This is a genomic window from Pseudomonas sp. UBA6315, assembly GCF_002438125.1.
GTDB classification, from domain to species: domain Bacteria; phylum Pseudomonadota; class Gammaproteobacteria; order Pseudomonadales; family Pseudomonadaceae; genus Aquipseudomonas; species Aquipseudomonas faucium.
Genome location: NZ_DJTF01000181.1, coordinates 1 through 6781 on the forward strand (window position 1 = coordinate 1; position 6781 = coordinate 6781).

Consider the following 6781-nt stretch of genomic DNA (forward strand, 5'->3'; position numbering starts at 1 on the left):
GCGCTGCTAAGCTGAAGCTTGCTCTGCCGCAACGGCAGTCGAGGAGGTCGAATGATCCGCTCCATGCTGTATGCCACCGACCTCGGTGTCTACGCGCCCTTCGTCATGCAGCACGCCCTGGCCCTGGCCCGTACCTTCAATGCGGAGTTGTACGTGATCCACGCCGTGGAGCCCATGGGCCAGTTCGCCGAATCCCTGCTGCAGAGCTACCTCGACGAGCAGACGCTGGATGCGCTGCACAGCGAGGGCGTGAACACGGTGATGGCCAACATCGAGCAGCGGGTGCTGGAAAACTTTCGCGACGAATTGGGCGAAGACGCTGACCTTGCCGTGATCAAGGCGGTGCGGGTGCGCCAGGGCGACCCGGCCCAGGTGATTCTCGAGCAGGCGCAGCGGCTGAGTGTCGACCTGCTGATCTTCGGCAGCCACAGTGCTGGTGCCGGGGTGGACGTGCCACTGGGCCGCACGGCGGTACGGCTGCTGCAGCTGTCACCGGTTCCGGTGTACATGGTGCCGCTCTCGCAGCACCTCGGGCGTAGGAAAACTTGAAGCTGGCGGCAGCTTGTTTCGGAGCGGCGTGTAACAAAATAGTTCTAGTTTTATTTCGAGAACCACTAATATAGTTATATCTCGTCGCTGCCTGCTGCCGCTGACTTACCGCTGATTCGAGGGAAACCTATGAAGCTTCAACAACTGCGCTACATCTGGGAAGTGGCGCACCATGACCTCAACGTCTCCGCGACGGCGCAGAGTCTGTACACCTCGCAGCCGGGTATCAGCAAGCAGATCCGCCTGCTCGAGGATGAATTGGGTGTGGAAGTCTTCGCCCGCAGCGGCAAGCACCTGACCCGTGTCACCCCGGCTGGCGAGCGCATCATCAATACCGCTGGCGAAATCCTGCGCAAGGTCGAGAGCATCAAGCAGATCGCCCAGGAATTCTCCAACGAGAAAAAGGGCACGCTGTCCATCGCCACCACCCACACCCAGGCGCGCTATGCGCTGCCGCCGGTGATCAGCAGCTTCATCAAGCAGTACCCGGAAGTGGCGCTGCACATGCACCAGGGCTCGCCCATGCAGATCGCCGAAATGGCCGCCGATGGCACCGTCGACTTCGCCATCGCCACCGAGGCGCTGGAGCTGTTCGGCGACCTGATCATGATGCCGTGCTACAAGTGGAACCGCTGCGTGGTCGTGCCCCAGGGCCACCCACTGGCCAAGCTGCCCAAGCTGACCCTGGAAGCGGTGGCCGAGTACCCGATCGTGACCTACGTGTTCGGTTTCACCGGCCGCTCGAAGCTGGACGAAGCCTTCAACCATCGTGGCCTGACGCCGAAAGTGGTGTTCACCGCCGCCGACGCCGACGTGATCAAGACTTACGTGCGCCTGGGCCTGGGCGTGGGCATCGTGGCCGGGATGGCGGTCGACAGCAAACTCGACAGCGACCTGGTGGCCCTGGATGCCAGCGAGTTGTTCGAGGCCAGCATCACCAAGATCGGCTTCCGCCGTGGCACCTTCCTGCGTGGCTTCATGTGCGACTTCATCGAGAAGTTTGCGCCGCACCTGACCCGTGAAGTGATGGCCAAGGCGATCCAGTGCCATAACAAGCAAGAGCTCGAAGAGCTGTTCGAAGGCGTCGAGCTGCCGGTGCACTGAGTGCGCGGCACATGAAAAAACCGGCCCTTGGGCCGGTTTTTCTTTGCCTGGTGATCAGGCCTTGCTGATCAGGTTGCCAGCGTGCAGCCCACATTCCTTCTGGGTCGACTCTTCCCACCACCAGCGGCCTTCGCGCTCGTGCTGGCCCGGCAGCACCGGGCGGGTGCAGGGCTCGCAGCCGATGCTGATGAAGCCACGCTCGTGCAGGCTGTTGTACGGCAGCTCGAGCATGCGGATGTAGCCCCACACTTCGGCGCTGGTCATCTGCGCCAGCGGGTTGAACTTGTACAGCGTGCGCTCCGGGGTGGAGAAGGCGCCGTCGATTTCCAGTGCCGCGACCTGGCTGCGCGTGCCTGGGCTCTGGTCGCGGCGCTGGCCGGTGGCCCAGGCGCTGACGGTGGCGAGCTTGCGCCGCAGCGGTTCGATCTTGCGGATGCCGCAGCATTCGCCGTGGCCGTCCTTGTAGAAGCTGAACAGGCCCTTGTCCTTGACGAACGGGTCGAGCTTGGCGCGGTCAGGGCTGAGGATCTCGATCGGCAGGTTGTACTGCTCGCGTACCTGGTCGATGAAGCGGTAGGTCTCCGGGTGCAGGCGGCCGGTGTCGAGGCTGAACACCTTGACCTGCTTGTTCAGCTTCCAGGCCATGTCGACCAGCACCACATCCTCGGCGCCGCTGAAGGAGATCCACAGGTCGTCGCCGAAGTGTTCGAAGGCGAGCTTGAGGATGTCCTGCGGGGACTTGCTGGCATAGGTCGCGGCCAGGGCGGCGACGTCGAAGGGTTGGCTCATCAGGCGGTTTCCATCTTGGCTGTGGCGCTGTGCGCTCGTAATGGAGTGATGGTAACAAAAAATGGCGGGGCAGACGTGCTGCCTTGGGGCTGTGCAGCGCCTGTAGTGGCCCTATCGCCGGCAAGCCGGCTCCCACAAAGAGCAGGCCAGCCTCGCGATAGGGCCACCGCAGAAGACCGCCCGACTACAGCCTCTGCAAGGTCTCCATCAGCACCCGAACCTTCGCTATCGATTCTTCATATTCCGCTGCCCAGTTCGAGTCGGCCACCACCGCGCCGCCGCCCCAGCAGCTTACCTGCCCATCCTTGACCAGCAGGCTGCGAATGGCGATGGAGCTGTCCATCTCGCCACGCACATCCACGTACAGCAGCGAGCCGCAATACAGGGCGCGGCGGGTCGGTTCGAGCTCGTCGATGATCTGCATGGCGCGGATCTTCGGCGCGCCGGTGATCGAGCCGCCGGGGAAGCTGTCGCCGATCAGGTCCAGGGCGTCCTTGGCGGCGGCCAGCTGGCCGGTGATGCTGCTGACCAGGTGGTGCACGTTGGGGTAGCTCTCCAGGCTGAACAGCTCGGGCACTTTCACCGAGCCAATCTCGCAGGTGCGCCCCAGGTCGTTGCGCAGCAGGTCGACGATCATCAGGTTTTCCGAGCGGTCCTTGGGGCTGTGGCGCAGCTCCTCGGCATTGCGGGCATCTTCGCGGGGGTCGGCCGAGCGCGGGCGGGTGCCCTTGATCGGGCGGGTTTCCACCTGGCCCTGGCTGACGCGGATGAAGCGCTCCGGAGAAAAGCTCAGCAGTGCGCTGCCATCGGCCAGTTGCTGGTAGCCGGAGAATGGCGTCGGGCAGGCCTTGCGCAGCGCCTGGTAGGCGCGCCAGGGGTCGCCCTGACAAGGGGCGCGAAAGCGCTGGGTGAGGTTGATCTGGTAGCAGTCGCCGGCCTGGATGTAATGCTGCACCTGGTCGAAGGCAGTCCGATACTGCTCGGGCTGCAGGTCCCCTCGCATGGGCGCGAGCAGCTTGAAGTCGCCCGGTGCAGTGCTTTCGGCGGCTTCGAACAGGGCGATCAGGCGTTCGCGTTCTGCACTGGCAAGGCTTGGGTGGAAGACCAGTTGGCTGCTGCCGAGCAGGTGGTCGGTGACCATGGCCCAGGCATACAGGCCCAGCTGCGCGTCGGGCAGGCCGAGATCGTCGATGGCCTGGCTGGGCAGGTGCTCCAGGCGGCGGCCGAAGTCATAGCTCAGGTAACCGATCAGGCCGCCGGCGAAGGGCAGTTCGGCGCCGTCGGGGAGCTGTGCCGGGCCCAGTTCGGCCAGGCCTGCGCGCAGGCGCAGCAGGAAGGCGCGGCCGTCTTCGTCGGGTTGGGCTTGCAGGTGCTGCCGTGGCCAGGCGCTGAGCAGGTCGAAACGGCCGCGCTCGGCACCGGGGCGGGCGCTGTCAAGCAGGATCGCGCCGGGCGCTTGGCGCAAGCGGGCGAAGTAGGCGGCGGGGTCGGGCTGGTAGGGCAGGGGGTGGAGCGTACAGGTCGGCATCAGAATGGACGGCGATGAAAAAGCGAGGAGGGCGATTGTAGACCTGTGTAGGAAAAGCGCCTAGCGCTGGGCGCGACATTAAACCTTCGGGTTGCGCCTATGGCGGCCCCATCGCCGGCAAGCCGGCTCCCACAGGGGTATCACCAACCTTGTCTGTGGGAGCCGGCTTGCCGGCGATGGGGCATTGTGGCTCAGCGCGGGCGCACGTGCCCGAACAGGTTCTGGGTCACCCGCACACGCTGCTCGGCATCTTCGCTGATGCCATCCTTGGCCAGCGCTTCCAGGTGCGCCTCGATGGCGTGGGTGCGCTGGGTCAGGCCGGTGTCGTTGGCGATCTGGATGTTCAGCCCAGGCCGCGCGTTGAGCTCGAGAATCAGCGGCCCCTTGTCCTGGTCCAGCACCATGTCCACGCCGATGTAGCCCAGGCCGCACAGCTCGTAGCAGCCGGCCGCAAGCTTCATAAAGCCATCCCAGTTCGGCAGCTGCACGCCGTCCACCGCATTGGTGGTGTCCGGGTGCTTGCTGATGATGTTGTTCAGCCAGGTGCCGCGCAGGGTCATGCCGGTGGCCAGGTCCACGCCCACGCCGATGGCGCCCTGGTGCAGGTTGGCCTTGCCGCCGGACTGGCGGGTCGGCAAGCGCAGCATGGCCATCACCGGGTAGCCCATCAGCACGATGATGCGGATGTCCGGCACGCCTTCGTAGCTGATGCTCTTGAAGATCTGGTCCGGGGTGACGCGGTATTCGATCAGCGCACGGTCGCGGTGCCCGCCCAGCGAGTACAGCCCGGTGAGGATGCTGGAGATCTGGTGCTCGATCTCCTCGTGGCTGATGATCTTGCCCGACACCGTGCGGTAGCGGTCTTCGAAGCGGTCGGCGATGACCAGGATGCCGTCCCCGCCGGCGCCCTGCGCCGGCTTGATGACGAAATCGTTGCGCCCGCCGATGATCTCGTCGAGCTTTTCGATTTCCTTCTCGGTCTCGATGATGCCGTACATCTCCGGCACATGGATGCCGGCTGCGAGCGCGCGCTCCTTGGTGATGATCTTGTCGTCGACGATCGGGTACAGGCTGCGCTTGTTGTACTTCAGCACATAGTCCGCGTTGCGGCGGTTGATACCCATGATGCCCCGGGCCTCCAGGGCTTTCCACGTCTTGATCAGGCCAAACATCAGGCGTCAGCCTTCTTCACGAATGCCTTGAAGCGAACGAGCTCGGTCAGGCGGTAGCCGCGGTAGCGACCCATCGCCAGCATGAAGCCCACCAGAATCAGCAGTACCGCCGGGAAGGTGAAGACGAAGTACACCAGCTCCGGCACCATCATCAGCAGGTGCGCAAGCGATGCGGCGAACAGGGTGCCGATGGCCACCTTCATGGCATGGCCGCCACCGCGTTCTTCCCAGGTGATCGACAGGCGTTCGATGGTCATGGTCAGGATCACCATCGGGAACAGCGCCACTGACAGGCCCCGCTCCAGGCCGAGCTTGTGGCTGAACAGGCTGATGGCGGCAATCAGCACCACCACGAACGTCAGCACCACCGACAGGCGCGGCAGCATCTGCAGCTTCAGGTGCTCAAGGTACGAGCGCAGCGACAGGCCTAGCGCGGTGATCACCGTGAACAGCACGATGCCGAAGCCCAGCTGGGTTTCGCGGAAGGCCAGGGCGATCAGCACCGGGGTGAAGGTACCCAGGGTCTGGATGCCGATCAGGTTGCGCAGCACCAGGATCACCAGCACGCCGATCGGGATCATCACCATGATCATGAAGGTCTGCTGGGTCTGCAGCGGCAGGCTGTACAGCGAGTACTCGAGGAAGTCGGCGTCGGTGTTCTCGTCGGTCAGCTTGGCCAGGCGGATGGCGTTCATCTCGCTGTTGTTCATGCTGAAGGTGACGTTGGCCTTCTTGCCGCCATCGACGGTGATCAGGTTGTCGTCACCGGTCCACCACAGCAGGCGGTCGCTCGGCAGGCCCTGCTCGCCGGTGTCCGGGTTGAAGTACAGCCAGTCGTTGCCATTGAAGCTGCGCAGCCACAATTCAGGCGTTTGCGGGGTGTCGGCCACCAGGCGGATGGTGTGGACCTTTTCCATCGGCACGTGGGCGATCGACAGCAGCAGGTCGATGACCTGGGCCTTCTTCATGGCCGAGGTGTCGCCGGCCAGCAGCAGCTTGACGTTGTCGTCGTTGAGGTTGTTGACCCGCTTGATGGTCTCGCTGACGAAGGTCTCGACGTCGGCCGAATGCTGGCGGATCGGCGCCATCAGGGCTTCGGCGGCGATCTTCTCGGGGCCCTCGACGGCCAGGCTGTCACGGAAGGTCGGGCCCTTGATGGTGGTCTTTTCGTTGCTGTAGCGCTTGGTCAGCACCAGGCGGTAGTAGAGGGTCTGGTTGCCGTTGGCGCGGCGGGCCGACCAGGTCACCTTGCGGTTGCCGTCGGCGCGGTTGACGCTGACCCCGTAGTTGTTGGAGATGAAGCTCTCGTTGAGGCTGACGTAGTCACGGTTCAGCGGCGGCACGAACATCTGCACCTTGACCGGGTCCTTGGTGCTGGCGACGAATTCGACCTTGGCGTCGATGTTCCACAAGTCATCGGTTTCATCTTCGGTCACCGGGATGCCGAGGAAGAAGATCTGATAAGCGGTGACCGCCACGCCCAGCAGCACCAGCACGGTGATCAGGACTTTCAGATGGAGGGTAAGAGAGCGCATCGGGATTACTCTGCTTTGGGAGCGTCGGTGGCACAGGCAGGTTTGCCGGCCGCGTATTTAAGGCTTGGGTCGACCAGCGCGTCGAAGTGCTTGAGCGCCTCGGA

6 protein-coding genes and 1 pseudogene are annotated in these 6781 nt (G+C 64.0%); 2 read left to right on the forward strand and 5 right to left on the reverse strand.

Annotated features, from left to right (window positions below; all coding sequences use genetic code 11):
* Positions 1 to 51 precede the first annotated feature (51 nt).
* Together B3E94_RS21605 and cysB are read left to right on the forward strand one after the other, a co-directional pair.
* On the forward strand, positions 52 to 549 hold the full coding sequence (locus B3E94_RS21605; protein WP_176517673.1) for a universal stress protein: 498 nt from the start codon (positions 52 to 54) through the stop codon (positions 547 to 549).
* Between the two features lie 129 nt (positions 550 to 678).
* A complete protein-coding gene (cysB, locus tag B3E94_RS21610) occupies positions 679 to 1653 on the forward strand; it encodes an HTH-type transcriptional regulator CysB (protein WP_176517672.1) in 975 nt (324 codons plus the stop codon).
* Between the two features lie 54 nt (positions 1654 to 1707).
* On the opposite strand, the gene B3E94_RS21615 is transcribed toward cysB, so the two are convergent.
* The 5 genes and pseudogenes from B3E94_RS21615 to B3E94_RS21635 all read right to left on the reverse strand — a co-directional run.
* Positions 1708 to 2442: a phosphoadenylyl-sulfate reductase gene (locus B3E94_RS21615; RefSeq protein WP_286915134.1), complete on the reverse strand. Its 735-nt coding sequence runs from the start codon at positions 2440 to 2442 to the stop codon at positions 1708 to 1710.
* 184 nt (positions 2443 to 2626) lie between these two features.
* Complete coding sequence (pabB, locus tag B3E94_RS21620; RefSeq protein ID WP_286915135.1) at positions 2627 to 3970, reverse strand: aminodeoxychorismate synthase component I; 1344 nt, start codon at positions 3968 to 3970, stop codon at positions 2627 to 2629.
* A gap of 191 nt (positions 3971 to 4161) precedes the next feature.
* Positions 4162 to 5142, reverse strand: a complete 981-nt coding sequence (locus B3E94_RS21625) for an alpha-L-glutamate ligase-like protein (RefSeq protein ID WP_176517669.1) — start codon at positions 5140 to 5142, stop codon at positions 4162 to 4164.
* On the reverse strand, positions 5142 to 6677 hold the full coding sequence (locus tag B3E94_RS21630; protein ID WP_176517668.1) for an inactive transglutaminase family protein: 1536 nt from the start codon (positions 6675 to 6677) through the stop codon (positions 5142 to 5144). The genes B3E94_RS21625 and B3E94_RS21630 overlap by 1 nt, the downstream gene beginning before the upstream one ends.
* Before the next feature lie 5 nt (positions 6678 to 6682).
* Positions 6683 to 6781 (reverse strand): annotated as a pseudogene (locus tag B3E94_RS21635) (ATP-dependent zinc protease); the annotation flags it as partial.

Excerpts from the sequence above, each read along its gene's own strand:
- B3E94_RS21615 (WP_286915134.1), bottom strand. The coding sequence starts at position 2,442 with ATGAGCCAACCCTTCGACGTCGCCGCCCTGGCCGCGACCTATGCCAGC.
- B3E94_RS21625 (WP_176517669.1), bottom strand. The coding sequence starts at position 5,142 with ATGTTTGGCCTGATCAAGACGTGGAAAGCCCTGGAGGCCCGGGGCATC.
- B3E94_RS21630 (WP_176517668.1), bottom strand. The coding sequence starts at position 6,677 with ATGCGCTCTCTTACCCTCCATCTGAAAGTCCTGATCACCGTGCTGGTG.
- pabB (WP_286915135.1), bottom strand. The coding sequence starts at position 3,970 with ATGCCGACCTGTACGCTCCACCCCCTGCCCTACCAGCCCGACCCCGCC.
- cysB (WP_176517672.1), top strand. The coding sequence starts at position 679 with ATGAAGCTTCAACAACTGCGCTACATCTGGGAAGTGGCGCACCATGAC.
- B3E94_RS21605 (WP_176517673.1), top strand. The coding sequence starts at position 52 with ATGATCCGCTCCATGCTGTATGCCACCGACCTCGGTGTCTACGCGCCC.